The 24,986-nt window shown below is 65.5% G+C and carries 25 protein-coding genes; 6 read left to right on the top strand and 19 right to left on the bottom strand.

The window, feature by feature from the left end:
• The first annotated feature begins 1 nt into the window (after nucleotide 1).
• Entirely contained in the window at nucleotides 2–721 is a 720-nt protein-coding gene (locus tag FOA17_RS16120) for a helix-turn-helix transcriptional regulator (RefSeq protein WP_149142535.1), read from the top strand.
• Here the strand turns inward: FOA17_RS16120 and FOA17_RS16125 are convergent.
• Nucleotides 675–1,757, bottom strand: a complete 1,083-nt coding sequence (locus tag FOA17_RS16125; protein ID WP_149142536.1) for an ABC transporter ATP-binding protein — start codon at nucleotides 1,755–1,757, stop codon at nucleotides 675–677. The two genes, FOA17_RS16120 and FOA17_RS16125, sit on opposite strands and share 47 nt — an antisense overlap.
• Nucleotides 1,758–1,895: 138 nt before the next feature.
• The gene (locus FOA17_RS16130) at nucleotides 1,896–2,675 is read right to left on the bottom strand and encodes an SDR family oxidoreductase (protein WP_149142537.1); all 780 of its coding nucleotides are present in this window, start codon (nucleotides 2,673–2,675) and stop codon (nucleotides 1,896–1,898) included.
• Between the two features lie 161 nt (nucleotides 2,676–2,836).
• Here FOA17_RS16130 and FOA17_RS16135 point away from each other — a divergent pair, with 161 nt between their 5' ends.
• The 5 genes from FOA17_RS16135 (at nucleotide 2,837) to FOA17_RS16155 (ending at nucleotide 8,887) form a co-directional block, all read left to right on the top strand.
• Entirely contained in the window at nucleotides 2,837–3,832 is a 996-nt protein-coding gene (locus tag FOA17_RS16135; protein WP_238991853.1) for a Hint domain-containing protein, read from the top strand.
• A 61-nt stretch (nucleotides 3,833–3,893) separates the two neighbouring features.
• Entirely contained in the window at nucleotides 3,894–4,313 is a 420-nt protein-coding gene (locus FOA17_RS16140) for an FG-GAP repeat protein (protein WP_149142538.1), read from the top strand.
• Between the two features lie 51 nt (nucleotides 4,314–4,364).
• On the top strand, nucleotides 4,365–5,963 hold the full coding sequence (locus FOA17_RS16145) for a peptide chain release factor 3 (RefSeq protein WP_149142539.1): 1,599 nt from the start codon (nucleotides 4,365–4,367) through the stop codon (nucleotides 5,961–5,963).
• A 151-nt stretch (nucleotides 5,964–6,114) separates the two neighbouring features.
• Nucleotides 6,115–7,131: a glycosyltransferase family 2 protein gene (locus tag FOA17_RS16150; protein ID WP_149142540.1), complete on the top strand. Its 1,017-nt coding sequence runs from the start codon at nucleotides 6,115–6,117 to the stop codon at nucleotides 7,129–7,131.
• Nucleotides 7,132–7,279: 148 nt separating this feature from the next.
• Nucleotides 7,280–8,887, top strand: a complete 1,608-nt coding sequence (locus FOA17_RS16155) for a DEAD/DEAH box helicase (protein ID WP_149142541.1) — start codon at nucleotides 7,280–7,282, stop codon at nucleotides 8,885–8,887.
• A gap of 73 nt (nucleotides 8,888–8,960) precedes the next feature.
• Here FOA17_RS16155 and FOA17_RS16160 read toward each other — a convergent pair whose 3' ends face one another.
• The 17 genes from FOA17_RS16160 to FOA17_RS16240 all read right to left on the bottom strand — a co-directional run bounded on the left by FOA17_RS16160 (nucleotide 8,961) and on the right by FOA17_RS16240 (nucleotide 24,985).
• Entirely contained in the window at nucleotides 8,961–10,640 is a 1,680-nt protein-coding gene (locus FOA17_RS16160) for a ribonuclease J (protein WP_149142542.1), read from the bottom strand.
• Nucleotides 10,637–11,416: a type III pantothenate kinase gene (locus FOA17_RS16165; protein ID WP_149142543.1), complete on the bottom strand. Its 780-nt coding sequence runs from the start codon at nucleotides 11,414–11,416 to the stop codon at nucleotides 10,637–10,639. The genes FOA17_RS16160 and FOA17_RS16165 overlap by 4 nt, the downstream gene beginning before the upstream one ends.
• Nucleotides 11,417–11,428: 12 nt before the next feature.
• Nucleotides 11,429–12,187, bottom strand: coding sequence for a biotin--[acetyl-CoA-carboxylase] ligase (locus FOA17_RS16170; RefSeq protein ID WP_149142544.1), 759 nt, complete (start codon nucleotides 12,185–12,187; stop codon nucleotides 11,429–11,431).
• On the bottom strand, nucleotides 12,177–13,613 hold the full coding sequence (gene nuoN, locus FOA17_RS16175) for an NADH-quinone oxidoreductase subunit NuoN (RefSeq protein WP_149142545.1): 1,437 nt from the start codon (nucleotides 13,611–13,613) through the stop codon (nucleotides 12,177–12,179). The genes FOA17_RS16170 and nuoN overlap by 11 nt, the downstream gene beginning before the upstream one ends.
• A gap of 12 nt (nucleotides 13,614–13,625) precedes the next feature.
• Nucleotides 13,626–15,167: an NADH-quinone oxidoreductase subunit M gene (locus tag FOA17_RS16180; RefSeq protein ID WP_149142546.1), complete on the bottom strand. Its 1,542-nt coding sequence runs from the start codon at nucleotides 15,165–15,167 to the stop codon at nucleotides 13,626–13,628.
• Entirely contained in the window at nucleotides 15,167–17,353 is a 2,187-nt protein-coding gene (gene nuoL, locus FOA17_RS16185; protein ID WP_149142547.1) for an NADH-quinone oxidoreductase subunit L, read from the bottom strand. Before nuoL ends, FOA17_RS16180 begins: the two co-directional genes overlap by 1 nt.
• Before the next feature lie 4 nt (nucleotides 17,354–17,357).
• Entirely contained in the window at nucleotides 17,358–17,663 is a 306-nt protein-coding gene (gene nuoK / locus FOA17_RS16190; RefSeq protein ID WP_054302297.1) for an NADH-quinone oxidoreductase subunit NuoK, read from the bottom strand.
• A gap of 90 nt (nucleotides 17,664–17,753) precedes the next feature.
• Nucleotides 17,754–18,368, bottom strand: coding sequence for an NADH-quinone oxidoreductase subunit J (locus tag FOA17_RS16195; RefSeq protein WP_149142548.1), 615 nt, complete (start codon nucleotides 18,366–18,368; stop codon nucleotides 17,754–17,756).
• Nucleotides 18,365–18,775, bottom strand: coding sequence for a carboxymuconolactone decarboxylase family protein (locus tag FOA17_RS16200; RefSeq protein WP_149142549.1), 411 nt, complete (start codon nucleotides 18,773–18,775; stop codon nucleotides 18,365–18,367). The genes FOA17_RS16195 and FOA17_RS16200 overlap by 4 nt, the downstream gene beginning before the upstream one ends.
• A 5-nt stretch (nucleotides 18,776–18,780) precedes the next feature.
• Nucleotides 18,781–19,284 carry an NADH-quinone oxidoreductase subunit NuoI gene (nuoI, locus tag FOA17_RS16205; protein ID WP_149142550.1) on the bottom strand — a complete coding sequence of 168 codons (504 nt, stop codon included), beginning with the start codon at nucleotides 19,282–19,284 and terminating at the stop codon, nucleotides 18,781–18,783.
• Nucleotide 19,285: 1 nt separating this feature from the next.
• Nucleotides 19,286–20,323 (bottom strand): NADH-quinone oxidoreductase subunit NuoH, encoded by a 1,038-nt coding sequence (gene nuoH / locus FOA17_RS16210; RefSeq protein ID WP_149142551.1) that lies wholly within the window; start codon nucleotides 20,321–20,323, stop codon nucleotides 19,286–19,288.
• Between the two features lie 27 nt (nucleotides 20,324–20,350).
• A complete protein-coding gene (locus FOA17_RS16215) occupies nucleotides 20,351–20,749 on the bottom strand; it encodes a hypothetical protein (protein WP_149142552.1) in 399 nt (132 codons plus the stop codon).
• Nucleotides 20,750–20,753: 4 nt separating this feature from the next.
• Nucleotides 20,754–22,772: an NADH-quinone oxidoreductase subunit NuoG gene (gene nuoG / locus FOA17_RS16220; RefSeq protein ID WP_149142553.1), complete on the bottom strand. Its 2,019-nt coding sequence runs from the start codon at nucleotides 22,770–22,772 to the stop codon at nucleotides 20,754–20,756.
• The gene (locus tag FOA17_RS16225; RefSeq protein ID WP_149142554.1) at nucleotides 22,769–23,089 is read right to left on the bottom strand and encodes a hypothetical protein; all 321 of its coding nucleotides are present in this window, start codon (nucleotides 23,087–23,089) and stop codon (nucleotides 22,769–22,771) included. The genes nuoG and FOA17_RS16225 overlap by 4 nt, the downstream gene beginning before the upstream one ends.
• Nucleotides 23,086–23,442 carry a hypothetical protein gene (locus FOA17_RS16230; protein WP_149142555.1) on the bottom strand — a complete coding sequence of 119 codons (357 nt, stop codon included), beginning with the start codon at nucleotides 23,440–23,442 and terminating at the stop codon, nucleotides 23,086–23,088. The genes FOA17_RS16225 and FOA17_RS16230 overlap by 4 nt, the downstream gene beginning before the upstream one ends.
• A 1-nt stretch (nucleotide 23,443) precedes the next feature.
• Nucleotides 23,444–24,739 carry an NADH-quinone oxidoreductase subunit NuoF gene (gene nuoF / locus FOA17_RS16235; protein ID WP_149142556.1) on the bottom strand — a complete coding sequence of 432 codons (1,296 nt, stop codon included), beginning with the start codon at nucleotides 24,737–24,739 and terminating at the stop codon, nucleotides 23,444–23,446.
• Between the two features lie 9 nt (nucleotides 24,740–24,748).
• Nucleotides 24,749–24,985 carry a DUF5337 domain-containing protein gene (locus tag FOA17_RS16240; protein WP_149142557.1) on the bottom strand — a complete coding sequence of 79 codons (237 nt, stop codon included), beginning with the start codon at nucleotides 24,983–24,985 and terminating at the stop codon, nucleotides 24,749–24,751.
• Nucleotide 24,986: the final 1 nt, after the last annotated feature.

A 24,986-nucleotide genomic window follows, 5' to 3' on the forward strand; every position in this document is an offset into this window, starting at 1 on the left:
CATGCGCCGCACCGACCGCCTGTTCGACCTGATCCAGATCCTGCGCGACGGGCGGCTGCATCGCGCCTCGGAACTGGCCGCGCGGCTGGAGGTCTCGGTCCGCACCATCTGGCGCGACATGGCCACGCTCATGGCCTCGGGCCTGCCGGTCGAGGGTGAGCGCGGCGTGGGCTATATCCTGCGCGCGCCGATCACCCTGCCGCCGATGATCCTGACCAGCGAGGAGATGGAGGCGCTGCGCCTGGGCGTGCGGCTGGTGGCCGAGGGCGCCGATCCGGGGCTGGGGCGCGCCGCGCGCGGCCTGGCGGCCAAGATCGCCGCCGTGATGCCCGCCGCCCCCACGGCAGAGCCGGACGACCTGTTTGTCTTCACCGGCGACGAGACCACCCGCGCAGCCCCGCATCTGCCGACGATCCGCCACGCCATCCGCGCGCGGCAGCGCCTGTCGATCAGCTATATCGACGTGACCGGCGGCGAGACGCATCGCGACATCCGGCCCTTGCAACTGGAATTCTGGGGCCGGGTCTGGACGCTGGCCGCCTGGTGCGAGGCGCGCGGCGATTTCCGCAGCTTCCGGCTGGACCGCATCGTCGCGGTGCAGGACACGGGCGAGGTCTTCCCCCGCGAACCGGGCCGCGAGCTGGAGGATTACCGCGCCCGCATCGCGGCGGATGCTACACTTTCGCCGGAAACACGAAGCACCGATCCCGCCGGATCATGAGCCACAGCACCGTGCCGGGCTTGGGCAGGAACACGCCCGGCACGGCGGCGGTCAGGGGCGCGCCCTCGAAATCCATGCGAAACTCCACCAGGCTTTCGCGGCCCAGAAAGCGCGCGCGCTGCACGGTGCCGCGCGCGGGCGTGCCCTCTTGCGGGGTGGGGTTGGGGCCGCGCCCGGCGCGGTCAAAGTCGATCTTGAGGTGCTGCGGCCGGATCACGATCTCCACCGCCGCGCCATCGGCATGGCCGGGAGTCAGGAATTCGCCAAAGGGCGTTTCGGTCAGCGCCCCGCGCGAAACGCCCCGGATCACGTTGATATCGCTGAAGAAAGCCGCCGCAGCCTTGTCCACCGGGCTGTTATAGACGTTATAGGGCGAGCCGCGCTGCACGATGCGCCCGCCCCGCATCAGCGCGATTTCATCGGCCATGCGCAGCGCCTCGTCCGGCTCATGCGTGACCAGCAGCACCGCGGTGCGCTCTTCCTTCAGCACCTCCAGCGTGCTGTCGCGAATGCCGTCGCGCAGGCGGTTGTCGAGGCCGGAAAACGGCTCGTCCATCAGCATGAGCCGCGGCCGCGGCGCCAGGGCGCGGGCCAGTGCCACGCGCTGCTGTTCGCCGCCCGACAATTCATGCGGATGCTTGCCCGCATAGCCCGGCAGGTTGACCTTTTCCAGCAGCTCCGCCACCCGGCGCGTGCGCGCCTCACGGTCGCCGCGCAGGCCAAAGCCCACATTCTGCGCCACGGTCAGATGCGGAAACAGCGCGAAATCCTGAAACATCAGCCCGACGCCGCGCGCCTCGGGCGGCAGGATGCGGGCGGGGCCGCAAACCTCTTGACCGTCGATCAGGATGCGGCCGCTATCGGGCGTCTCCACCCCGGCGATCATGCGCAGCGTGGTGGATTTGCCGCAGCCCGACGGCCCCAGCAGGCAGGTCACCTGCCCCGGCGCGATGCCCAGCGAGACGTGATCCACCACCGGCTGCCCGCCGAAACTGCGGGTCAGGTTCTCGATCTCCAGGCGGGGGGTCTGCGGCACAGGCGGGCTATCCGAGTGAAATCATCGGGTTTCCTGCTAGCAGCCCCGCGCCGCAGGCGCAAGGCCGCAGCACGCCGCAGGCGCAAGGCCAGAGCACGCCGCAGGCGCAAGGCCGCGGCACGGCCAAGGGCGCCAGGCTCAGACCGTCGCGTTGAAGGCGCCGCCATCCAGCAGGATGTTCTGCCCCACGATGAAGCCCGCATGTTGCGAGGCCAGAAAGGCGCAAGCCGCGCCGAACTCGGCCGGGGTGCCATAGCGATTGGCCGGGATCGTCGCCATGCGCTGCGCCCGCGCCGCCTCCATCGTGATGCCCTGCGCCTTGACCACGCCGCCATCCAGCGCGGTCGCGCGGTCGGTGTCATGGATGCCGGGCAACAGGTTGTTGATCGTCACCCCCCGCGCCGCCACCTGCCGCGCGGTGCCGGCGACAAAGCCGGTCAGCCCGGCGCGGGCGCTGTTCGACAGGCCCAGCACCCCGATGGGCGAACGCACCGAGGCCGAGGTGATGTTGATCACCCGCCCCCAGCCGCGCGCCATCATGCCCGGCAATTGCGCCTGCATCAGCGCGATCGGCGTCAGCATGTTGGCATCCAGCGCACGGATGAAATCCTCCCGGCTCCAGTCGCTCCACATGCCGGGGGGCGGGCCGCCGGCATTGGTCACCAGGATATCCACCTCGCCCGCCGCCGCCAGCACCTCGGCCCGCCCGGCCTCGGAGGTGATATCGGCCGCGATGGCCTGCACCGTGACGCCATGGCGCGCCCGGATCGCCGCGGCCGTCGCCTCCAGCGCCTCGGCGCCGCGCGCGTTCAGCACCAGATCGACCCCGGCCTCGGCCAGCGCCTCGGCACAGCCGCGCCCCAGCCCCTTCGACCCCGCGCAGACCAGCGCCCGCTTGCCCCGAATGCCCAGATCCATGCCGTTCCTCCTGTTCCTGTCCGCCCGACCCTAGCGCATGCCCCCGGCGCAGGCAATTTCCGCCGCCGCCACATCTCTGGCCCGGCCCTGCCGGAAAAATGCTGTATTCAAACGGGAAAATGCCCGATAGAAGCGCCGCGACGCGATGGAAGGGGACCAGAATGCAAGGCGAAGGTGACGGAACGGTGCCCGGACAGGCCTGCATGGTCTTTCCCGCCGATCTGATCTTTGTCGCGCATGGCGTCAATCTGGGCGACGGGCTGCTTGGCCCGGACGAGGTCTGCCCGGGCGATATCTACGAACTCGATCATGCCGGCGCCGCGCTGCGCCTGTCGCTGGCGGGGAATGCCGTCGCCCCCGGCTCGCAACTGGGCGCGCCCGGCGACCGGCTGGAGATCCTGTCGCGCTACACGCTGATGGGCGATGACGGCGACCGGGTGGAACTGCTGATCCTGTCGCTGCAAGGCCGCGATGCCGGGCTTTACGCCCTGCCGCTGTCCCCGATGGGCGAAGGCATCGGCTATCAGTTGCTGAAGGTCGAGGAGGCGCCCGACCATGCCGCGCTCTCCGACCTGCTTTGCGTCAGCTTCGCGCGCGGCACGCTGATCACCATGGCCGATGGCAGCCAATGCACCATCGAGACGCTCGCGCCCGGCGACCGCGTGCTGACCCGCGACCACGGGCCCCAGGCGGTGCAATGGGTGGGCCATGTCACGCTGCGCGCCGTGGGTGCCTTTGCGCCGGTGGTGATCACCGCGGGCGCCATGGGCAATTCGGGCGATCTGATCGTCAGCCAGCACCACCGGATGTTCCTCTATCAACGCCGCCGCGCCCCTGGCACCACCACCTCGGAACTGCTGGTCCAGGCGCGTCATCTGGTGAACGAGGACAGCATCTTTCTGCGCGAGGGCGGCTTTGTCGATTATTTCAGCCTGGTCTTCGACCGCCACGAGATCGTCTATGCCGAGGGCATTCCCGCCGAAAGCCTGATGGTCTCCGAAGCCGTGCTGAACCGCCTGCCAGGCAGCCTGTCGGCCGAGGTCAAGGCGCGCTTTCCGGGCCTGAGCCAGAACCAGCATTTCGGCACCGAGGCCGGGCGGCAGGTGCTGGAAACGCTTCCCCCCCTGCGCGGGCGCGGCAGCGCGGGCGGACGTTGACCGCCCGTCCGCGGCAAGCCACCATCGCGACCACGGCCCGCGCCCGGAAAGGATCGCCCCGATGCGCCTGATCGCCCTGCTCTGTCTGCTGCCCTGCGCCGCCATGGCGCAAGAACTGACCGAAGTCACGCCAAGCGCCGCCATGGCCACCGTCCTGCCGCCGCTGCTGTCCGAGCCGATGCTGTTCGACGGCGCCCGGGTCTGGCAGGGCGACCTGACCGGTGACGGCCTGCCAGACCTGCTGGTGCAGGGCGCCTTCAGCTTTCCCGAGGGCGGCAATGCCTGGGTGCTGCATCACTGGATTTTTGCCGCCCAGCCCGGCGGCGGCCATCTGCCCTGGCGCCGGCTCGACCTGCCCGGCGGGATCGAGACCGCCCGGCGCGAGGGCGGCCAACTGGTGCTGCGCCTGCGCAGCTACGCGCCGAACGACCCGCGCTGCTGCCCCTCGCGGCTGGAGGAGATGCGCTTCGGCCTGCGCTGAGACCCCGCCCACACCATTGCGCAAGCGGCACAGGCGCGGTATTTCCCGGCCATGCTGGACAATCGCCCCACCCTTCCGCCCGAAATCGCCCGCCGCCGGACCTTTGCGATCATCGCACACCCGGATGCCGGCAAGACCACACTCACCGAAAAGTTCCTGCTGTTCGGCGGCGCGATCCAGATGGCCGGCCAGGTCCGCGCCAAGGGCGAGGCGCGACGCACCCGCTCCGACTTCATGAAACTGGAACAGGATCGCGGCATCTCCGTCTCGGCCTCGGCCATGTCCTTCGATTTCCGGCAATATCGCTTCAATCTGGTCGATACGCCCGGCCATAGCGACTTTTCCGAAGACACCTACCGCACCCTGACGGCGGTAGATGCGGCGATCATGGTGATCGACGGCGCCAAGGGCGTGGAAAGCCAGACCCGCAAGCTGTTCGAGGTCTGCCGCCTGCGCGACCTGCCGATCCTGACCTTCTGCAACAAGATGGACCGCGAGGCCCGCGACACCTTCGAGATCATCGACGAGATCCAGGAAAACCTGGCCATCGACGTCTCGCCCGCCAGCTGGCCCATCGGCTCGGGCCGCGATTTCCTCGGCTGCTACGACATCCTGAACGACCGGCTGGAACTGATGGACCGCGCCGATCGCAACCGCGTCGCCGAAAGCCTGGAAATCAAGGGCCTCGACGACCCGAAACTGGCCGAACATGTGCCCGCCGCGCTGCTTGCCAAACTGCGCGAAGAACTGGAAATGGCGCGCGAATTGCTGCCCGCCTTCGATCGCAAGGCCTTTCTCGAAGGCCATATGACGCCGATCTGGTTCGGCTCGGCGATCAATTCCTTCGGCGTCAAGGAACTGATGGACGGGATCGGCAATTTCGGCCCCGAACCGCAACCGCAACCCACGGCCGGCCGCAAGGTCGGCCCCGAGGAAAGCCCGGTCACCGGCTTTGTGTTCAAGGTGCAGGCCAATATGGACCCCAAGCACCGCGACCGCGTGGCCTTCCTGCGCCTCGCCTCGGGCCATTTCGAACGCGGCATGAAGCTGACCCATGTCCGCACGGGCAAACCCATGGCGGTGTCGAACCCGGTGCTGTTCCTTGCCGCCGACCGTGAACTGGCCGAAGAGGCCTGGGCGGGCGACATCATCGGCATCCCCAATCACGGACAGCTCCGCATCGGCGACGCGCTGACCGAGGGCGAAAAGCTGCGCTTCACCGGCATCCCCTCCTTCGCCCCCGAATTGCTGCAAGGCGTGCGCGCGGGCGACCCGATGAAGGCCAAGCATCTTGAAAAGGCCCTGATGCAATTCGCCGAGGAAGGCGCCGCCAAGGTGTTCAAACCCATGATCGGCTCGGGCTTCATCGTGGGCGTGGTCGGCGCGCTGCAATTCGACGTGCTGGCCAGCCGGATCGAACAGGAATACGGCCTGCCCGTCCGCTTTGAACCCAGCCAGTTCAATTCCGCCCGCTGGGTCGCCGGCCCCAAGGCCGAGATGGAAAAGCTGATCGCGGTCAACAAGGGCCACATGGCCGAGGATCACGACGGCGACGCCGTGTTCCTGACCCGCCTGCAATGGGATATCGACCGCGTCCAGCGCGACTATCCCGACCTGCGGCTGACCGCCACCAAGGAAATGATGGCCTGAGGCGGCGCCCGCCTCCCCTTCATCTGTTCAAAAATATCCTGCGGGGAGGTCCGGAGGGGTGCAAAACCCCTCCGGCGTCCGTGCCCCTCGCGCCCCCGCTTGCCCTTCCGGGCGCGCTGCGGTCTAATCCGCACAGGTGACAGGAGGTCCGATGTCTGCCCCGCTTTCCGGTCCGCGTGCGTTTCTGGTGGGCACCGCCAAGAATGAAGGCCCCCATATCCTCGAATGGGTGGCGCATCACCTGGAACTCGGCTTCACCGATATCGCGCTTTTCCAGAACGATTCCGATGACCTGACCCCGGAAATCGCCCGCTGTCTGGCCGATCTCGGGGCGATCCAGTATTTCCGCAACCCTGCTCGGCGCGGCGCGCATCAAGTCAAGGCCTATACCCGCGCGGCCGACCTGCCCGAATATCAGGCCGCCGATCTGGTCATGGCGCTTGATCTGGACGAGATGCTGGTGGTCAAGACCGGCGACGGCACCCTGGCCGACCTGATCGCCGCCGCCCCGGATTTCGACCTGATGATGGTGAACTGGCGGCTGTTCGGCCATGGCGGGCGCAAGATGCAGGGCTATCAGCTCCAGTCCGAACGCTTTACCATGGCCGATTACGTCATGGCCGATGACGAACATTTCAACGCCTACAAGGCGCTGTTCCGCCCCGGCCCCTTCAGCCGCCCCGGCATCCACAAGCCGCCCGAGGCAGAGGAACCCTTTGCCGGCCTGCGGGTGGTCAATGGCTCGGGCCTGCCGCTCGACCGCTATCAGGTGCGCAACTACAACTCCACCGATCCGGGCGGGCAGGCGCTGGCGCAGATCAACCATTACATCGTGCGCGATCTCGACAGTTTCCTCGTCAAGACGCAGCGCGGCTCGGCGCATAATGACGACCGCGATGTCGGCCTGCGCTACTGGGCGCATCGCAACCGCAATTATGTGGAGGATCTGTCGATCACCCGCTTTCTGCCGCGTATCGTCGCGCGGATGCGCGCATTGGACGAGGCCTCGGGCGGGCGGCTGATGCGGCTGCGGCGGCAATCCATCGCGCTGCACAAGGAGAAATTCGTGATCCTGATGGACGATCCCGAAATGCGCGCCCTGCGCCGCGATTGCCTGAAATTCGAGGGGCATGTGCCGCTGCTGGGGCCGCTCAGCGACTATCTCTAGCCCATTGTTTCCGCGCTGTGACTTGACGCGGGCGCGCATATCCGCTAACGGCCAAAGGCGGCCCGGATGGGCCAAGACGCCGGGGCGCCCGGAACAGTTGCGTCCCATAGACCCTATCGCGGGCCGATCCCGCCGACACAGGACGCTGATGACCAAATTTTCCGATCTCGCGCTCGACCCGCGTGTGCTGCAAGCCGTTTCCGAAGCGGGCTATGAAACGCCCACCCCCATTCAGGCCCAGGCCATCCCCCATGCGCTTGAAGGCCGCGACGTGCTGGGCATCGCCCAGACTGGCACAGGCAAGACCGCCAGCTTCTCGCTGCCGATGATCACGCTGCTGGGCAAGGGCCGCGCCCGCGCCCGCATGCCGCGCAGCCTGGTGCTGTGCCCGACGCGCGAACTGGCCGCGCAGGTTGCCGAAAACTTTGACACCTATGCCAAGCATACCAAGCTGACCAAGGCGCTGTTGATCGGCGGCGTGGCCTTTGGCGAACAGGACAAGCTGATCGACCGCGGCGTCGATGTGCTGATCGCGACGCCGGGCCGGCTGCTTGATCATTTCGAACGCGGCAAGCTGCTGCTGACCGGCGTGCAGATCATGGTGGTGGACGAGGCCGACCGCATGCTCGACATGGGGTTTATCCCCGATATCGAACGCATCTTCAGCCTGACCCCCTTCACCCGTCAGACCTTCTTCTTCTCGGCCACCATGGCGCCCGAGATCGAGCGGATCACCTCGACCTTCCTGTCGAACCCCGCCAAGATCGAGGTGGCGCGCCAATCCACCACCTCCGAGACCATCGAACAGGCGCTGGTGCAATTCACCCCCAGCCGCAAGGACCGCAGCTTTGCCGAAAAGCGCGCCGTGCTGCGCGCGCTCATCCAGGCCGAGGGCGAGACCTGCACCAATGCCATCATCTTCTGCAATCGCAAGATGGATGTGGATGTCGTCGCCAAATCGCTGAAATCGCACGGTTTCAACGCGGCGCCGATTCATGGTGACCTGGATCAGAGCCAGCGGATGAAGACGCTGGACGGGTTCCGCGACGGGTCGTTGCAGCTGCTGGTCGCCTCGGATGTGGCGGCGCGCGGGCTGGACATCCCCTCGGTCAGCCATGTGTTCAACTTTGACCTGCCGTCGCATCCCGAGGATTACGTCCACCGCATCGGCCGCACCGGCCGCGCCGGGCGCAAGGGCAAGGCCTTTTCCATCTCGACCCCGTCGGATGAGAAATACCTGACCAATATCGAGAATCTGGTGAAACAGACGATCCCGCGCGGATCGCTGCCCGAGGGCTTTGCCCTGCCCGAGCCGCGCGAACGGTCGGAGCGCCGCGATGAGCGTGGGCCGAAGGGCCGTGGCAAACCGGCGCGCGAAGCCCGCGAGAACCGCGAGTCGCGCGACACCGCCGAGGCCCCCCGCGAGGATCGGCGTGAAGATCGGCGTGAGGCCGCGCCCCGTGAAGACCGGCGCGAAGATCGGCGCGAGGAGCGCCGGGAAGACCGCGCGCCCAAGCCGCAGATCCATACCCACGGCACCGCCCCCCACGGCCATCACCACCGCGAGGAACGTCGCGAAGACCGCCGCGACGATCGTCGTGACGATCGCCGCCGCCATGACCGCGACGACCGCGTGGTCGGCATGGGCGACCACGTCCCCGATTTCATCCTGCGCAGCTTCAAGCTGAAGGCGCGTCCTGCGACCGAAACCGCCGATGAGGCGCCGGAACTGGAAAGCGTGGCCGAGCCGGAATGATCCGCCCGGTTGCCGCATGAAAAAGGGGCGCCCTCGGGCGCCCCTTTGGTTTTGTGGGGGCGCGGTCGCCCCTCTATTCCACCGCCAGACGACTGACCACCACAGTCACCTCGGGTTTCTTGCCGATCTCCTCCACCGCGACCTGACGCAGGATGCGGCGCAGCGCCTCGTCCAGCTTGTCATCGTCGCGCATGACCTTGGCCGGCGCGCGGTCGAGGAATTCGGTGATCTCGGCCTCCATCAGCTCGGCCAGACCCTGCCCGCGCTTGCCGACCTCGGGCAGGCCCATCAGCTCCACCCAGGCCTCGCCCAGCGGCGCATCTTCCTCGTCCAGGATGACGTTCACCATGGCATGACCGTTCAGCGCCATGCGGATCCGGTCGCGGATCACCCCGTCCATCGCGCCGATCAGCACCGACCCGTCCAGATACAGCCGCCCGGTCTCGATATATTCGGCCACTTCCGGCACATCGCCGGTCAGGTCGATCATCATGCCATTGGTCGCGATCTCGCCCGGAATGCCGCGCGCCTCGCCCAGCTTCACATGCTCGCGCAGGTGGCGGTGTTCGCCATGCATCGGGATCAGCATCTGCGGCCGCAAGACCTGGTGCATCAGCTCCAGATCCGGGCGGTTGGCATGGCCCGAGACGTGATAGCGCCCGCCGGTATCATCGACCACATCCACGCCCATTTCCGAAAAGGCGTTCATGATGCGCAGCACATCGCGTTCATTGCCCGGAATGGTCTTGGACGAGAACAGGAACAGATCGCCCTCTTTCAGCTCCAGCCCGAGATACTTGCCACGGCTGAGCTGCGCGGTGGCGGCGCGGCGTTCACCCTGGCTGCCGGTCACGATCAGCATCAGATTCTGGCGCGAAACCTCGGCCGCCTGTTCCGACGGGATGACATTCGGGAAATCGGTCAGCACGCCGGTTTCCTGCGCCACCTTGACCATGCGCTGCATCGCGCGGCCCAAGAGGCAGACCGACCGCCCCGCCGCGCGCCCCGCCTCGGCCAGCGTCTTGAGCCGCGCCACGTTGGAGGCAAAGGTCGTCGCCACCACCATGCCGCCGGCATTGGCGATCAGCCCGTGGATCGGGTCGGCCAAGGTCGCCTCGGACCGGCCGGGATGGGGCGAAAAGACATTGGTCGAATCGCACATCAGCGCCTTGATCGGCGTCTCGTCGGCAATGGCGCGGAAGGCGGCCTCATCCCAGCCCTCGCCGACGATCGGGGTCGGGTCCAGCTTGAAATCGCCCGAATGCAGGATGCGACCGGCCGGCGTGTCGATAATCAGCGCCGAGCTTTCGGGGATCGAATGCGCCAGCGGCACGAATTGCACCCGGAACGGCCCGGCCTCGACCACGGTGGGCCGCGGCTCGACCGTGTGGATCACATCGGTCGGATGGCCCTGTTCCTCGAATTTCAGGCGACCAATGGCGGCGGTAAAGCGCCGGGCATAGACCCGTTTTTTCAGCTTGGGCCACAGATGGCCAAGCGCGCCGATGTGATCCTCATGCGCATGGGTGATGAAGATCGCCTCGATCCGGTCGGCCCGCGCCTCCAGCCAGGAGATATCGGCCATGATCAGATCGACGCCCGGCGTGGTGTCCATGTCGGCAAAGGTCACGCCCAGATCGACCACGATCAACCGCTCGCGATCCTCGGGGCCGTAGCCATAGACATAGGTGTTCATCCCGATCTCGCCGGCACCCCCCAGGGGCAGATAGATCAGGCGGTTCTTCACGCTCATGCGGTTTCCAGTTCCTTGTTGTAGCGGTGGATCAGGACAAGACCATGCATGGTCAGATCGTCCTCCACCGAGTCAAATAGATCGGTTCCCTGCTGGAACAATGGGGCAAGGCCCCCGGTCGCGATGACCTTCATCGGGCTTTCGCGCTCGGCCCGGATCTGCCGCACGATGCCTTCGACGAGGCCGATATATCCCCAATACACCCCGGCCTGCATACAGGCCACCGTATTTGTGCCGATGGCGCTGGCGGGGCGGGCAATGTCGATATGCGGCAGCGCCGCTGCCGCCATATGCAGCGCCTCAAGGCTCAGGTTCACGCCCGGCGCGATGACGCCGCCGATATAGGCGCCATCGACATCGACCACGTCAAAGGTGGTCGCGGTGCCGAAATCCACCACCACCAGATTGCCGCCATGGCGATCAAAGCCCGCCACGGTATTGACCAGCCGGTCGGGGCCGACCGTGGTGCCCTGATCGACGCGCGGCGCCACCGGCAATTCGCAGCCCGGCTTGCCCACCACATAGGGCCGGCAATCGAAATAGCGGTTGCACAGGACGCGCAGGTTGAACACCACCCGCGGCACGGTCGAGGAGATGATCGCCTCGGTAATCGTCGTATCCAGCTTTTTCAGCACCATGAGCGATTGCAGCCAGACGTAATATTCGTCCGCCGTGCGCTTGTGATCGGTAGCGATACGCCAGGTGGCGATGAAACGCGCGCCGTCCCAGATGGAAAAGACCGTGTTGGTATTGCCGCAATCAATGGCCAGCAGCATGGGCGCCCCCCCTCAGAAGAACACATCGGCGGCGGGGATCGCCTCGCGCCGTCCGTCGATATTCAGCACCAGCGCGCCGCTGGCGTCGATGGTCTCGAACCGGCCGCGCCTTTCGGTCTGGCCGGTGCGGGCGCGGATCACCTCGCCCAGACGGGCGGCATGGTCGAGCCAGGCGGCACGGATCGGCGCAAAGCCCCCAGTTTCCAGCACCCCCTGCCAATGGGCAAAAGCGGCGGCAAGATGGGTCAGGAACCGCTCGGGCGCGATGCGCAGCCCGGTCTCTGCCAGCAGGCTGACCGGCGGCACCGCGCCCGGCTCCACCGCCTCGACCGGCGGGGCGCCGATCAGGTTGACGCCGATCCCGATCACCAGATGGCTGACCCGGCCCGCAACACCGCTGCTTTCCAGCAGGATCCCCGCCAGCTTGCCGCCATTCAGCAGCACGTCATTGGGCCATTTCAGGCTGAACGCCGCCGGCAGATCGGTCAGCGCCACACAGGCATCGCGCAGCGCGAGCGCGGCGACAAAGCTGTAAAGCGCGACCTGATCGGCCGGGCCTTCGGGGCGCAGGATCAGGCTGCCATAGAAATTGCCGCGCGGGCTGATCCAGGGCCGGCCGCGCCGCCCCCGCCCCGCGGTCTGTTCCCCCGCAATGACCCACGCCGGACCTGTCAGGCCCGGCGCGAGGGAAATCGCATGCGCATTGGTGCTGTCCACCCGGTCGAGGACGTGGCGCGCCACGCCCTCGGGCCAAAGCGGGTCAGCGGACAAGGGCTTCGGCCGCCACGGCTGCGGCGGGGTCGATGCCCAGCAGGTTCACCGCGCCCAGCACCATGATCACCGCAACGCCCACCAGCGCCACCCATTGCGCCGGGCTCATCCGGCTTTCCAGTCCTTCGGATTCCTGACCGAAATACATGAAATAGACGATGCGCAGATAGTAGAAGGCACCGATGACCGAGGCCACGGCCCCGGCAATCGCCAGCCAGCCCAGCCCGGCATCCAGCGCGGCCTTCAGCACATAGAACTTGCCGAAAAAGCCCACCATCGGCGGCACGCCCGCGAGGCTGAACATCAGGACCAGAAGCGCCAGCGCCTTGAGCGGCTCACGCTTGGAGAACATGTTGAGCGACGCGATATCCGACACCGGCTGGCCATCGCGTTCCATCGACAGGATGAAGGCGAAGGTGCCGATATTCATCGTGACGTAGATCGCCATGTAGACCAGCATCGACTGCACGCCAAGCGCGGTGCCCGCCGCCAGACCCATCAGGGCATAGCCCATATGGGCGATGGAGGAATAGGCCATCAGGCGCTTGATGTCGCGCTGCCCGATCGCGGCAATGGCGCCGATGAACATCGACAGCACCGCCAGAACGGCGATCACCTGGCTCCAGTCGCCCGGGATTGCGCCAAAGGCGTCATGCGCCAGCCGCGCGAACAGCCCCATCGCGGCCACCTTGGGCGCGGTCGCGAAGAAAGCCGTCACCGGCGTCGGCGACCCTTCATAGACATCCGGCGTCCACATGTGGAAGGGCGCCGCCGAAACCTTGAACGCCAGGCCCGAAAGCATGAAGACCAGCCCGAACAGCAGGCCCAGCGGCGCGCCATGATGCAGCGTGGACAGGATGCCCGAGAACAGCGTGGTGCCGGCATAGCCATAGGTCAGCGAGGCGCCATACAGCAGCAGCCCCGAGGACATCGACCCCAGAACGAAATATTTCAGCCCCGCCTCGGTCGATTTCGCGCTGTCGCGGCGGAACGAGGCCACGACGTAAAGCGCGAGCGATTGCAGCTCCAGCCCGACATAGAGCGCCATCAGATCGCCCGCGGAAACCATCATCATCATGCCGACAACCGACAGCGTGATGAGGATCGGGTATTCAAACCGCGCCAGCCCGCGCCGCACCAGGTAATCGAGGCTGATCACCAGAACCGCCGCCGCCGACAGAAGGATGGTCACCTTGGCATAGCGCGCAAAGGGGTCATCGTTGAACAGCCCGCCAAAGGCGGTCCGCTCGCCCTCGCCATTCACGCCGATCCAGAAGGCCAGCACCACGAACAGCGCGGCGGTGGCCCAGGTGAGCGCCCCGGTCAGCTTGTCCTTGCCGGTATAGACGCCGAACAGCAGCGCCGCCATGGCATAGACGGCCAGCAGAACCTCGGGCAGGACGATGTTGAAATCAGTGCCGGTCATGGCTCTGGCCCCTCAATGCGAGGCCGCTTCGGCCATGTCGGCAACGACAGGCAGCGCGGCTTTGTAGTTGGTCACAAGCGTTTCCACCGACGGGCCGATGATATCGGTCACCAGCGACGGATAGACTCCAAGAAGCAGGGTCATCACCACCAGCGGCGCAAAGATCGCCCGCTCCCGCGTGGTCATGTCGGTGATGGATTTCAGCGCCTCCTTGATGAGGTCGCCGAACACCACCCGGCGATATAGCCAGAGCGCATAGGCCGCCGAGAAGATCACCCCCGACGTCGCCACCGCGGCCACCCAGGTATTGACCTGGAAGATGCCCATCAGCGTCAGGAATTCCCCGATGAAGCCCGAGGTGCCCGGCAGGCCGACATTGGCCATGGTAAAGAACATGAAGACCAGCGCATAGGCCGGCATGCGGATGACAAGCCCGCCATAGGCGTCGATCTCGCGCGTGTGCATCCGGTCATAGATCACGCCGACGCAAAGGAACAGCGCGCCCGAGATGAAACCGTGCGACAGCATCTGGAAGATGGCGCCGTCGATGCCCTGCTGGTTCGCGGCAAAGATGCCCATGGTGACATAGCCCATATGCGCGACCGAGGAATAGGCGATCAGCTTCTTCATGTCGCTCTGCGCCAGCGCCACCAGCGAGGTATAGACGATGGCGATGGCCGACATCCACAGCACGAGGCCCGACATCGCATCGGCCCCCACCGGGAACATCGGCAGCGAGAAGCGCAGGAAGCCATAGCCCCCCATCTTCAGCAGGATCGCCGCCAGCACCACCGACCCGGCGGTCGGCGCCTGAACGTGGGCATCGGGCAGCCAGGTATGCACCGGCCACATCGGCATCTTCACCGCGAAGCTGGCAAAGAAGGCCAGGAAAAGCAGCGTCTGCATGCCGCCGACGATCTGGAACCCGCCCAGCGACAGCGTGTCAGAGGCGAAGGTATGGTTCATCAGCGAGGGGATGTCGGTCGTGCCGGCATCCACATACATGAAGATCATCGCCACCAGCATCAGCACCGAGCCGAGGAAGGTATAGAGAAAGAACTTGAACGCCGCATAGATGCGTTCCTTGCCGCCCCAGATGCCGATGATCAGGAACATCGGGATCAGGCCGGCCTCGAAGAACAGGTAGAACAGCACCAGATCCAGCGCACAGAACACGCCGAGCATCAGCGTTTCCAACAGCAGGAAAGCGATCATGTATTCCTTGGTGCGATGCTCCACCTCCCAGCAGGCGGCGATGGTGATCGGCATCAGGAAGGTGGTCAGCATGACGAACAGGACCGAGATCCCGTCCACGCCCATCTTGTATTTCAGGCCGAGGATCCAGTCCGCCTCTTCGACGAACTGCATGCCGGTATTGGCCGGGTCGAAACGCGACAGGATGGTCAGCGACACGAGGAAGGTCGCGGTCGTGGCGACCAGCGCCACCCATTTGGCATTCCGCTGCGCCGCCGCGTCATTCCCGCGCAGGAACAGCGCAAGGATCAGCGCGGCCACCGCCGGGGTGAAGGTGATGATGGAAAGGACGTATTCCATTAGTGCGCGCCCCCCGAGAGCGACATCCAGGTGATCAGGGCAGCGATGCCCAGCACCATGGCGAAAGCGTAGTGGAAGATGTAGCCGGACTGCGCCCGGTTCACGAGACGGGTGACCATCGGCACCAGGCCCATGGCAACCCCGTTGATGGAGCCGTCGATGACCTTGCCATCGCCCTTCTTCCACAGGAAGTTGCCAAGCCAGCGCGCCGGCACCACGAAGATCGCGTTATACAGCTCGTCGAAATACCACTTGTTGAGCAGGAATTCGTAGAGCGGACGCTGCGCCGCGGCCAGGCGTTTGGGCAGGCTGGGGTTCTTGATGTAGAACATCCAGGCGGTGAACAGGCCGATCAGCATCGCGATGAAGGGCGAGACCTTGACCCAGGTCGGCACGCCATGCGCGGCATGGATCATGTGATTGTCGGCGCCCAGATAGATCGCCCCTTTCGGCGCGACGGCGGCATGCGCCTCGGCGGCGGGGGTGGCATGGCCTTCGGTCGCGGCATCCGCAGCCGGGGCGGCATGGCCCTCGGTCGCAGCCTCGGCCGGGGCGGCATGACCCTCGGCGGCGGGGGCAGCGGCATGCTCGCCCTCGGCGACGGCATGTTCCACCGCGGCCTCCATCCCGAACCAGGCACGCATCTTGGCCTCGTCGCCGAAGAAGACGTTATACCACAGCATCCCCGAGAAGGCCGCGCCAAGCGCCAGCACCCCCAGCGGGATCAGCATGATCATCGGGCTTTCATGCGGCTCATGATCGCCATGGCCGTGATCGTCATGCCCGTGACCATGGCCATGCCCGTGCCCGTTCGCATGGGCGCGGCTTTCGCCATAGAAGGTCAGGAACATCAGCCGCCAGGAATAGAAGCTGGTGAAGCAGGCCGCGACGACCAGCAGCCAGAAGGCGTAATGCGAGCCGACCCAGGCGCTTTCGATCACCGCATCCTTCGACAGGAAACCGGCAAAGCCGAAATGCGTCAGCGGGATGCCCACGCCGGTAATGGCCAGCGTGCCGATCATCATCGCCCAGAAGGTCAGCGGGATCTTCTTCCGCAGGCCGCCATAATTGCGCATGTCCTGTTCGTGATGCGTCGCATGGATCACCGAACCGGCGCCAAGGAACAGCATCGCCTTGAAGAAGGCATGCGTGAACAGGTGGAACATCGCGACCGAATAGACGCCCACGCCGGCGGCCACGAACATGTAGCCAAGCTGCGACATGGTGGAATAGGCGATCACGCGCTTGATGTCGTTCTGCACCAGGCCGATCGTCGCCGCGACAAAGGCGGTGGTCGCCCCCAGCACGGTGATGAAAGCCAGCGCGCTCGGCGCGAATTCGTAAAGCGGCGACATGCGGCAGACGAGGAACACCCCCGCCGTCACCATGGTCGCGGCGTGGATCAGCGCCGAAACGGGCGTCGGGCCTTCCATCGCGTCGGGCAGCCAGGTGTGCAGGCCCAGCTGCGCCGATTTGCCCATGGCGCCGATGAACAGCAGCACCCCGATCAGGTTCGCGGCATTCCATTCGCCCCACAGGAAGCTCAGGCTGGTTTCCGCAAGCTGCGGCGCGGCGGCAAACACATCGTCAAAGCGGATCGAGTCGGTCAGGAAGAACAGACCGAAAATCCCCAGGGCAAAGCCGAAATCGCCGACCCGGTTCACGATGAAGGCCTTCATCGCGGCGGCATTCGCGCTCGGCTTGCGGTAGTAGAAGCCGATCAGCAGATAGGAGGCGACCCCCACCCCTTCCCAGCCGAAGAACATCTGCACCAGGTTGTCGCTGGTCACCAGCGTCAGCATGGCAAAGGTGAAGAAGGACAGATAGGCGAAGAAGCGCGCCTTGTAATGCTCGCCCTCGTGCCAGTTGTCGTCATGCGCCATGTAGCCGAAACTGTAGAGATGCACGAGCGCCGAGACCGAGTTCACCACGACCAGCATGATCGCGGTCAGCCGGTCCAGCCGGATCGCCCATTCGGTATCGAGGCTGCCCGACTGGATCCAGGTCAGCAGGTGAATGTGCTGGGTGGTGCCGTCGAAGGTCAGGAAGATGATCCAGCTCAGCGCGGCGGCGAGGAAGATCATCGAGGTGGTAAAGACCTGCGCGGCCTTTTCACCGATGAAGCGCCAGCCGAAGCCGCAGATCAGGGCGCCGACCAGGGGCGCAAGAAGAATGATCGTGGCCATGCGTTCAGCCTTTCATCACGTTGGCGTCTTCGACGTCGATGGTGCCGCGGGTGCGGAAGAAGCTCACCAGGATCGCAAGGCCGATCGCCGCCTCGGCCGCCGCCACGGTCAGCACGAACATGGTGAAGACCTGCCCCACCAGATCGCCCAGGAAGCTGGAAAAGGCGACGAGGTTGATGTTGACCGACAGCAGCATCAACTCGATCGACATCAGGATGACGATCACGTTCTTCCGGTTGAGGAAGATGCCGAAGATGCCAATGACGAACAAGGCCGCCGCCACCGTCAGGTAATGTTCCAGTCCTACCATTCTCGTCCCTCCGGGTGTTTGCCCGTAATTGTTCTGCTTGCGAGACAGGCCCGCGATTGGGGGCGCATCAGGCTGCGCCCCTCTGAGATGTCAGAGCCCCTGCCCCGGTTTAACGTCCTTCAGCTCCATCGCCTTGGCCGGGTCGCGCCACATCTGGTGCAGCACGTTCTGGCGCTTCACGTCCTTGCGGTGGCGCAGCGTCAGCACGATGGCGCCGATCATGGCGACCAGCAGCACAAGGCCCGAGGCCTGGAACAGGTAGAGGTATTTGTCATAGATCAGCAGGCCAAGCGCCTTGGTGTTTTCCACCTGCGCGGCATCCGGCGTCACCGCCTGACGCAGGCCAAGCGCGCCATCGGCCTGCACCCAGGCCGCATAGGCCATGGCGAATTGCAGGATGATGATGACCCCGATCAACAGGGCCAGCGGCATGGTGCGGGCCATTTCGCCCTTCAGTTCCGCGAAATCCACGTCCAGCATCATGACGACGAACAGGAAAAGCACCGCCACCGCGCCGACATAGACGATGATCAAGAGCATCGCGACGAATTCCGCGCCCAGCAGCACGAACAGCCCCGCCGAAGACAGGAAGGCCAGGATCAGCCACAGCACCGAATGCACCGGGTTGCGCGATACGGTGACCATCAGGCCCGCCGCCACCGTCACCACGGCGAAGCAATAAAAGGCGATATCCGCAACGCTCATGGCGCTTTCTCCTCGGTTTCCGCAAAAACCGCCTGAGCCATCTCAAGCGCCTTCTGCATGGCGGGCAGGCCGCCGAACATGCTCATCTGCCAGATCACCTCGGCGATCTCGCGTTGGGTCGCCCCCGCCTCCAGCGCGTGCCGCACCGCCAGCTTCAGCTGCGGCTCGGCATGGGCGCCCAGAACGGTCAGCGCCGCGATGGTGACCAGAAGCCGGGTCTTGGCATCCAGCCCCTCGCGGTTGAAGGTCTTGCCGAACCACATCTCCATCATGTCTTTCGTCATGGTGGGGATGAAGGTCTCCATTCCCTTCACCGAAAGGTTCTCAAGCGCCGGATTGAAGGCGCGGACCATCTCCTGGCCCTGCTCCATCATCGACTTGAAAAGTTTGGTGAAGTCTTCATGCATGGGGATCACCGATAGGGCGCGTCAAGCTCGAGGTTGCGGGCGATCTCGGCTTCCCAGCGGGCGCCGTTATCCAGAAGCTTTTCCTTGGTGTAGTAAAGCTCCTCGCGGGTTTCGGTGGCGAATTCGAAATTCGGCCCCTCGACAATGGCATCCACCGGGCAGGCTTCCTGACAGAAGCCGCAATAGATGCATTTGGTCATGTCGATGTCATAGCGCGTGGTGCGACGCGAGCCGTCCTCGCGCGGTTCGGCGTCGATGGTGATCGCCTGCGCCGGGCAGACCGCCTCGCACAGCTTGCAGGCGATGCAGCGTTCCTCGCCATTGGGATAGCGGCGCAGCGCGTGTTCGCCGCGGAAGCGGGGCGAGAGCGGCCCCTTTTCATGCGGGTAGTTCAGCGTGGCCTTCGGCGCGAAGAAATACTTCAGCCCCAGGCCGAAGCCCTTGATGAAATCCACCAGCAGAAAGTATTTCGCGGCGCGGTTGAAGTCGATGGCGCGTTGTTGGCCCATGTCAGCCTCCGATGGTCCAGCGTGCCCAGAGGCCGCCAAGCACTTCGTATTTTGCAAGGAACGCCACGATCACCACCCAGGCCAGCGACAGCGGCAGGAACACCTTCCAGCCGATGCGCATCAGCTGGTCATAGCGATAACGCGGCACGATCGCCTTCACCATGGCGAACAGGAAGAAGAAGAACGCCATCTTGGCGACCATCCAGAACGCCCCGTCCGGCAGACCCGGGATCGGCGACAGCCAGCCACCGAAGAACAAGAGCGAGATCAGCGCGCACATCAGGAAGATGGCGATATATTCGCCCGCCATGAACAGCAGGAACGGGGTCGAGGAATATTCCACCTGATAGCCCGCCACCAGTTCGGATTCCGCCTCGGGCAGATCGAAGGGCGGGCGGTTGGTTTCCGCCAGCGCCGAGATGAAGAACAGCGCCACCATCGGCAGATGCGGCAGCCAATACCAGTTCAGCAGCCCGTAATCGCCCTTCTGCGCCGCCACGATGGCCGAGAAGTTCATCGAGCCGGTGGAGATGATGATGCCGATGATAATCAGGCCCAGGCTGACCTCATAGGAAATCATCTGCGCCGCCGACCGCAGCGAGCCGAGGAACGGGTATTTGGAGTTCGAGGCCCAGCCACCCATGATCACGCCATACACCTCCAGCGAGGAGATGGCGAAGACGTAAAGGATGGCCACGTTGATATTGGCCAGCACCCAGCCGTCGCTGAACGGGATCACCGCCCAGGCGATCATCGCCAGCACAAAGCTCAGCATCGGGGCGAGGAAGAACACCGGGCGGTCGGCGCCGGCCGGGATCACCACCTCTTTCAGCACATATTTCAGCGCATCCGCCACCGATTGCAGCAGACCGAAAGCGCCCACCACGTTCGGGCCCCGCCGCATCTGGACCGCGGCCCAGATCTTGCGGTCGCCATAGACGAGGAACAGGAGCGAGATCATCACGAAGGCGATGACCAGAAGACTTTGTGCCGCGATCAGCAGCGCCGTCCCCAGACCCGTTTGCAGAAATTCAGCCATGTTGCCTCTGGTCCCTCAACCCAAGTCTCATATCGTCGGTATGCCGAGCGCCCCGCAATCGCGCACCGTCACTTCGGCGTCGATCGTGCGGACCCCCCGGGGCAGCGCGGCCGAGATCACATAGACCGCGTCGCCCCGCCAAGCGTTTCCGTTCTGCGCAACCGTCGTGCGCACATGCCGCGCGAACCCGAACCCCCGGATCAGCGCATATTGGGCCGCCGCGCAGCGCGCATAGGCCTCCACATCCCCCTTGTCGCCGGCATTCCGCATCGAGACGCGGAAATTCACCAGTTCGCCGTCCAGCAGGATCGTCTCGATCCCGTCATAGGCGGCAGATCGCGGGGGCGCATTGCCCGCATCGCTCGCGCAGCCGGCCAGCACCGCCAGGGCGGTGATCAGGCCAGCGATGCGCGCGCGCTGCGTCATCGGTTCACTCCGCCGCCAGCGGCGCGTCGATCCGCGCCTTGGCCATCACCTGCAATTCCCCCATCAGGCTGGAGGCGCGGGCGACCGGATTGGTCAGGTAATAGTCGCCGACCGCCGGCAGGAAGGGCGCATTGCCAAGCGCCGCCACCGGCAGGGCCGGGCCGTCATTCGCGGCCACCTCGTCGATGCGGCCCAGATGCGGATGCGCGGCCACGATGCGCGCGCGCAGTTGCGCCAGGCTGTCCCAGGCCAGGGTCGAGCCGATCTCGGCCGACAGCGCCCGCAGGATCGCCCAGTTTTCCTTGGCCTCGCCCGGCGCAAAGCCGGCGCGCAGCGCCAGTTGCGGGCGGCCTTCGGTGTTCACGAACAGGCCGTTTTCCTCGGTATAGGCGGCGCCCGGCAGGATGATGTCGGCGCGATGCGCGCCGCGGTCACCATGGCTGCCCTGATAGATCACGAAGGCGCCGGCGTCGATTTCGACCTCGTCCGCGCCCAGGTTATAGATCACCTCGGCCCCTTCGGTCGCGCCTTTCAGCCCGCCTTCGGTCACGCAGCCCACATCCATCGCGCCCACGCGCCCGGCGGCGGTGTGCAGGACCAGCAGCTTCGATTCCGACGCCGCAGCGATCTTCATCGCCAGTGCCAGCACGGCGGCGCCATCGGCCTCGCGCAGCGCGCCCTGCCCCACGATCACGATGCCCCTCTGCCCACGGAAGCGCGACAGGTCGGACTCGGCAACCCGCGCCAGCGCGGCGCGGTCGGCGCCCATATGGCCATAGTCATAGGTCAGATCGACCGGCGCGCCGATCAGCCCGATATTGGCACCCTTGGTCCAGGCCTTGCGCAGACGCGCGTTCAGCACCGGCGCCTCCTGGCGCGGATTGGTGCCAATCAGCAGGATCTGGCGCGCGGCGTCGATATCCTCGATCGTGGCGGTGCCGACATAGGCCGCGCGGTTGCCCGCCGGCAGACGCGCGCCATCGACGCGGCATTCCACCGTGCCACCCAGCGATTCCACCAGCGTCTTCAGGCTGTACGCTGCCTCGACCGGCACAAGGTCGCCCACCAGCCCGGTGACCTTCTTGCCGCGCATCGCGGCGGCGGCGGCGGCCAGCGCCTCGGCCCAGCTTGCCTTCCGCAGGCGGCCATTCTCGCGGATATAGGGCGTGTCCAGCCGCTGACGGCGCAGACCGTCCCAGATGAAACGCGACTTGTCCGACAGCCATTCCTCGTTCACGCCGTCATGGTTGCGCGGCACGATGCGCATCACTTCGCGGCCCTTGGTGTCGATGCGGATATTCGACCCGAGCGCGTCCATCACGTCGATCGACTCGGTCTTGGTCAGTTCCCACGGACGGGCGGTAAAGGCATAGGGCTTGGAGGTCAGCGCGCCGACCGGGCACAGGTCGATGATATTGCCCTGAAGGTTCGAATCCAGCGTCATGTTCAGATAGGAGGTGATCTCGCTATCCTCGCCGCGCCCGGTCTGGCCCATCTGGGTGATGCCCGCCACCTCGGTGGTGAAGCGCACGCAGCGGGTGCAGGAAATGCAGCGCGTCATCTCGGTCTTGACCAGCGGGCCAAGGTTCAGGTTCTCGCTCGCGCGCTTGGGTTCGCGGTAGCGCGAGAAATCCACGCCATAGGCCATGGCCTGATCTTGCAGATCGCATTCGCCGCCCTGGTCGCAGATCGGGCAATCGAGCGGGTGGTTGATGAGCAGGAACTCCATCACCCCTTCGCGGGCCTTCTTGACCATGGGCGAATTGGTCTTCACGACCGGCGGTTCGCCATTCGGGCCGGGGCGCAGGTCACGCACCTGCATCGCGCAGGAGGCGGCGGGTTTGGGCGGGCCACCCACGACCTCGACCAGACACATCCGGCAATTGCCCGCGATGGAGAGCCGCTCATGGTAGCAGAAACGCGGGATCTCGATCCCGGCGACTTCGGCTGCCTGAATGATCGTCATCGCGCCGTCGACCTCGACCTCGATGCCGTCGATGATGATTTTCTTGAGGTTGCTCACTTGAAGATCTCCACTTTGGCGCGGGAGTTATTGAGGGCTGGCCATTTCATCACGACCAGCAACAGAAGCGGGGTCAGGTAGCAGACCGCGTTGACCAGATGGAAGGTCAGCAGAAAGACCGAAGGGTCGGTGTCGCCGCGCATCAGCATCGGCGTCAGCATCGTATTCAGCGCGCTGCCGACCAGCGGCAGAAAGGCGGTCGCCATCACCGGGCCGCGCAGCCCGGCCTTGTAGAACAGCGCGACCATCAGCCCGATCAGCGCGGCGGTCTGGATCAGGCTGAGAATGCCTTGCAGAAGGCTGAAACCATCCATCATGCGCAGCCCCCCTGAAAGACCCAGGCGCCCTGGGCAAAGCGCCCCACGGCCTGCGGCTGGAACCGGCCGCGCGCCTGGGCGCAGGCCTCCGCGGCGACGGCCTTGGCGCGGCGGCCTTGATCCATGGCAAGGGGTTGCACGGACACGGTCATGCCCGGCACGGCCTGCGCGCCGGCGCGGGTCAGCGCATGGCCGGGCGCGCCGGCCAGAATCTGCGCCTGATAGCTGCCCCCTTCATGCATCACCGCAAAGGCGCCCGCCTGCGCGGCGGCACCTTCCTGCGGTGCGGGCGTGCCGACACAGGCCGAAAGGCCCAGTGCCATGCCCGACAGGATGAAGGGGTTGAGGGTCATCTTATTCCGCCGCCATCGCGCCCATGCGGCCGGTCTTCTTGGCCTTGATGCGGTCCTCGATTTCCTCGCGGTAATGCCGGATCAGACCCTGGATCGGCCAGGCCGCCGCATCGCCAAGCGCGCAGATCGTGTGACCCTCGACCTGCTTGGTCACGCTCAGCAGCATGTCGATTTCCTCGACCTCCGCCTCGCCGCGCACCAGACGGTCCATCACCCGCATCATCCAGCCGGTGCCTTCGCGGCAGGGCGTGCATTGGCCGCAGCTTTCATGCTTGAAGAACTTGGCCAGCCGCCAGATCGCCTTGATGATGTCGGTCTGCTGATCCATCACGATCATGCAGGCGGTCCCGAACGAGGATTGCAGCGCGCGCATCCCGTCATAATCCATGATCGCGTCTTCGCATTTGTCGGCCGGGATCACCGGGCAGGACGCCCCGCCGGGGATCACCGCCTTGAGGTTCTTCCACCCGCCGCGCACGCCGCCGCCATGCTTTTCGATCAGTTCCTTCATCGGGATCGACATCGATTCCTCGATGACGCAGGGCGTGTTCACATGGCCCGACATCGCAAACAGCTTGACGCCAGCATTGTTCGGGCGGCCGAAGCTCGCGAACCAGGCGGCACCCCGACGCAGGATGGTGGGCGCCACCGCGATGGATTCCACGTTGTTCACCGTGGTCGGGCAGCCGTAAAGGCCCGAGCCCGCCGGGAAAGGCGGCTTCATCCGGGGCATGCCCTTCTTGCCCTCAAGGCTTTCCAGGAGCGCGGTTTCCTCGCCACAGATATAGGCGCCGGCCCCGTGATGCAGGTAGACGTCGAAATCATAGCCCGACTTGCAGGCGTTCTTTCCGATCAGACCCGCGTCATAGCATTCGTCGATCGCGGCCTGAAGCGCCTCTTTCTCGCGGACATATTCGCCGCGGATATAGATATAGGCCGCCACCGCGCCCATGGCGAAACCGGCGACCAGACAGCCTTCGATCAGCGTATGCGGATCGTGGCGCATGATCTCGCGGTCCTTGCAGGTCGCGGGTTCGGATTCGTCGGCATTCACCACCAGATAGGACGGGCGCCCATCCGATTGCTTGGGCATGAAGGACCATTTCATGCCGGTCGGGAAACCCGCGCCGCCCCGGCCGCGCAGGCCGCTGTCTTTCATGATCTGGATGATGCCGTCGCGGCCAAGCGCCAGCAGGTCGGCGGTCTTGTCCCAATGGCCGCGTGCCATGGCCCCTTTCAGGCTGCGGTCATGCATCCCGTAGAGGTTGGTAAAGATCCGGTCCTGATCCTTCAGCATGTTCTGCCCTCAATTGCCCCGGTGGACGGATTTGTTCCGCCGCCAGATCTGAAACGTGACGACCAGCGCCCAGAAGAACGCGGCCAGTGCGGCCAGGTCGAACAGGAAGGCATAGCGGGCCTCAAGCCCCACCGTCCCGCCGATCCATTGCGCCCCCATCCACAACAGCATGGTCCCCGCGATGACAAAGGCCACCATCCGCGCCTCGCGCTTCAGCCGGTCCTTGTCGGGGGAGGAGGCGTTCATT

Source organism: Gemmobacter caeruleus (assembly GCF_008271655.1).
GTDB classification, from domain to species: domain Bacteria; phylum Pseudomonadota; class Alphaproteobacteria; order Rhodobacterales; family Rhodobacteraceae; genus Gemmobacter; species Gemmobacter caeruleus.

Excerpts from the sequence above, each read along its gene's own strand:
- nuoK (WP_054302297.1), bottom strand. The coding sequence starts at position 17,663 with ATGGTAGGACTGGAACATTACCTGACGGTGGCGGCGGCCTTGTTCGTC.
- FOA17_RS16225 (WP_149142554.1), bottom strand. The coding sequence starts at position 23,089 with ATGATGGATGGTTTCAGCCTTCTGCAAGGCATTCTCAGCCTGATCCAG.
- FOA17_RS16155 (WP_149142541.1), top strand. The coding sequence starts at position 7,280 with ATGACCAAATTTTCCGATCTCGCGCTCGACCCGCGTGTGCTGCAAGCC.
- FOA17_RS16195 (WP_149142548.1), bottom strand. The coding sequence starts at position 18,368 with ATGAGCGTTGCGGATATCGCCTTTTATTGCTTCGCCGTGGTGACGGTG.
- nuoN (WP_149142545.1), bottom strand. The coding sequence starts at position 13,613 with ATGACCGGCACTGATTTCAACATCGTCCTGCCCGAGGTTCTGCTGGCC.
- FOA17_RS16150 (WP_149142540.1), top strand. The coding sequence starts at position 6,115 with ATGTCTGCCCCGCTTTCCGGTCCGCGTGCGTTTCTGGTGGGCACCGCC.
- FOA17_RS16140 (WP_149142538.1), top strand. The coding sequence starts at position 3,894 with ATGCGCCTGATCGCCCTGCTCTGTCTGCTGCCCTGCGCCGCCATGGCG.
- FOA17_RS16200 (WP_149142549.1), bottom strand. The coding sequence starts at position 18,775 with ATGCATGAAGACTTCACCAAACTTTTCAAGTCGATGATGGAGCAGGGC.
- FOA17_RS16120 (WP_149142535.1), top strand. The coding sequence starts at position 2 with ATGCGCCGCACCGACCGCCTGTTCGACCTGATCCAGATCCTGCGCGAC.
- nuoF (WP_149142556.1), bottom strand. The coding sequence starts at position 24,739 with ATGCTGAAGGATCAGGACCGGATCTTTACCAACCTCTACGGGATGCAT.
- FOA17_RS16165 (WP_149142543.1), bottom strand. The coding sequence starts at position 11,416 with ATGCTGCTGGCCATTGATTGCGGCAATACCAACACGGTCTTTTCCATC.
- FOA17_RS16130 (WP_149142537.1), bottom strand. The coding sequence starts at position 2,675 with ATGGATCTGGGCATTCGGGGCAAGCGGGCGCTGGTCTGCGCGGGGTCG.
- FOA17_RS16160 (WP_149142542.1), bottom strand. The coding sequence starts at position 10,640 with ATGAGCGTGAAGAACCGCCTGATCTATCTGCCCCTGGGGGGTGCCGGC.
- FOA17_RS16135 (WP_238991853.1), top strand. The coding sequence starts at position 2,837 with ATGCAAGGCGAAGGTGACGGAACGGTGCCCGGACAGGCCTGCATGGTC.
- FOA17_RS16215 (WP_149142552.1), bottom strand. The coding sequence starts at position 20,749 with ATGACGCAGCGCGCGCGCATCGCTGGCCTGATCACCGCCCTGGCGGTG.
- FOA17_RS16145 (WP_149142539.1), top strand. The coding sequence starts at position 4,365 with ATGCTGGACAATCGCCCCACCCTTCCGCCCGAAATCGCCCGCCGCCGG.
- FOA17_RS16180 (WP_149142546.1), bottom strand. The coding sequence starts at position 15,167 with ATGGAATACGTCCTTTCCATCATCACCTTCACCCCGGCGGTGGCCGCG.
- nuoH (WP_149142551.1), bottom strand. The coding sequence starts at position 20,323 with ATGGCTGAATTTCTGCAAACGGGTCTGGGGACGGCGCTGCTGATCGCG.
- FOA17_RS16230 (WP_149142555.1), bottom strand. The coding sequence starts at position 23,442 with ATGACCCTCAACCCCTTCATCCTGTCGGGCATGGCACTGGGCCTTTCG.
- FOA17_RS16240 (WP_149142557.1), bottom strand. The coding sequence starts at position 24,985 with ATGAACGCCTCCTCCCCCGACAAGGACCGGCTGAAGCGCGAGGCGCGG.
- nuoI (WP_149142550.1), bottom strand. The coding sequence starts at position 19,284 with ATGGGCCAACAACGCGCCATCGACTTCAACCGCGCCGCGAAATACTTT.
- nuoL (WP_149142547.1), bottom strand. The coding sequence starts at position 17,353 with ATGGCCACGATCATTCTTCTTGCGCCCCTGGTCGGCGCCCTGATCTGC.